General features: G+C 51.4%; 1 pseudogene. It reads right to left on the bottom strand.

Going from position 1 to position 2,346, the window contains the following annotated elements:
- Window positions 1-2,346 (bottom strand): annotated as a pseudogene (locus STRDD11_RS05060) (YSIRK signal domain/LPXTG anchor domain surface protein); the annotation flags it as partial.

Genomic DNA, 2,346 nt, shown 5'->3' with positions numbered 1-2,346 from the left:
CAGGATCAAGACTGTAAGTCCCCTGACCAGAAACCGTTTTTTGAGTGCTGCCGTCATCAAAAGTCGGCGCCACAGCCAGATCAAGATCCCCCTCAAAGACTGGTCTGCCAGTCTGAGGCTGGCCTTTGCGGCCGACCGATGTTTGGTCTTGGCTCACAGCCGAACCCAGAACCGTCGGTGTGTAGCTGGCAGTCACTGCATTGCCGTAAATATCCAGACGTTTGACAATCACTCCGCTGGCCACCCCGACAAAGTCGGCTTCCGGCACGAAGGTAATAGCCCCCAGAACCGCAAAAGTGTAAGTCCCTTCACCCGGAACGACTTTTACGGTGCTGCCGTCATCAAAGGTCGGATCAACTGTCAGATCAATAGCTCCCTCAAAGGTTGGGCTGCCTGTTTGAGGCTGACCCTTGCGGCCGATTGAGACCGTATTCTGACTGCTTGCTGCTTCGACAACTGTCGGCCGATAGTGAGCACTGGCCGCCGTGCCGTTTACATCTCTGCGGACCACTGTCACACCGGTGCCCTGACCGACAAAGTCTGCTTCCGGAGCAAAGGTTACCTGACCTGCTGCATCGACACGATAGGTTCCTTCGCCGGCAATCCTTCTCTCCTTTGTCCCATCATCAAAGCTTGCGGCTGCTGTGTCATCCATCGGTACAGCTGGGTCACCGGCGGTAAAGACCGGTTTGCCCGTCTGCACCAGCCCTTTGATATTGGTAGATGCCGCATCTTCACCTATCGGAGTCACCTTCTCAACTGTTGGTGTGTAAGTCGCCGTCACTGCCGTACCGTTCTGATCCACACGTCTGACCGTGACTGGATCCGGCGTTCCGACAAATTGCTTGTCTGGCCTGAAAGTAACTGTGCCATCTGCTGCCAGCTCAAAGATACCGATATTCGGCACTTCCTTACGGCTGCTGCCGTCCTCAAAGGTCGCTGGAATACTGCTGTCCAGTTGGATGGCTGGATTTCCAGCGGTGAAGTCTGGCCGACCAGTCTGCACCTGGCCTTGCTTGCCGGTGGATGTCGCATCCGTTGCACTTGGAGTGACAGCTGTCACTGTCGCTTGGTAGGTTGTCTTCGCCACTGTTCCATTCACATCCGCCCAGCTGACTTCGATTTCTGCCGTCTGGCCAGTGAAAGTTTTGGCCGGGGTGAAAGTGACCTTGCCTTTGGCATCCACTTCAAATCTACCGACATTTTCCACTTCTTTGACATTCGTACCAGTGTCAAAGATTGGTGTGCTGCCGCTTGGGAAGCCAATGGAGGAAGCGCCCGCTGTGAAAGTCAGCTGGCCTGTTTGGACTTGACCCTGCAGGCCTTCTGTTTTAGCACCTGTTGCGCTTGGAGTGACAGCAATCACTGTCGCTTGATAGGTCCCTGTGGCTGGTGTCCCATTCATATTGACCCATCGTACAGTGATTAAATCTGTCGTACCGACAAAGCTTTTGTCTGGAATGAAGTCAATTCTTACATTCCCATCTGAAAAAGTAATGAACCGACCGACATTTTCTACAGTGAGAGTGGTGCTGTTACTTTCAACAAAGACCGGTGGGACTGATCTGTCCATTCCCAGACCGGATCCGCCACTAAAATAAAGGCTAACTTCTTGCATCTGACCCTGAAGTCCCGTAGTTGATTTGTGGTCTCCTGTGGGAATGATTGGTCTAACAATTGCTTGATAAGTCGTTACCAGCTCATCAGAAATGAGATCTTTTTGATGCAGGACATCAAGCTTATATACAACTTTGATTTCAGCTGTCCCGACATAGCTCTTAACCGGTGTAAAGGTTATTTTCCCTTGACTGTCTATTTCAAACTTGCCGACACCTTCTCTGACAACCTCGGTCACTCCTCCTTCAAAGCTGATACTGGATAGCGGAACGGCTGGATTTTCTTCATACCATAATTGAGCTTTTTGAACGGATCCCTGCTCACTGGAAGAGGAAGTATCATGCAGAACTGGAGGAGTATAGATAACCTCTGGCTGATAGACTGCTTCCGTCACATTGCCGTTCTGGTCAACTGCTCGAACAACAGCCGGTTCCGGCTTACCGTAATAGTCAGGATTCCATGCAAATGTAACATCCCCATTTTGATACAGGGTATAGGTTCCAGCGATTTTTCCCGGAAGCCAATGGGGAACCTGCAGGGTATTTCCTGTCTGCACCTGCCCATTGACTACAAACTGCAGCTGACCGACAAAAGGCACTCTTTCTGTCTGACCATAAATTGTCGCTTCTCCCGGAATAAATTCAAGATTGCCAACGCTGCTGCCTACATATTGATCTTCCCGCGTCTCAGCTCCTTTAGAGCTAGGGAGGGCCTGCTTGACCTCAGCCT

It is taken from the genome of Streptococcus sp. DD11, assembly GCF_001578865.1.
GTDB classification, from domain to species: domain Bacteria; phylum Bacillota; class Bacilli; order Lactobacillales; family Streptococcaceae; genus Streptococcus; species Streptococcus panodentis.
Note: the sequence above shows the minus strand (reverse complement) of the source record. Positions and strands in the feature narration are given on the sequence as shown.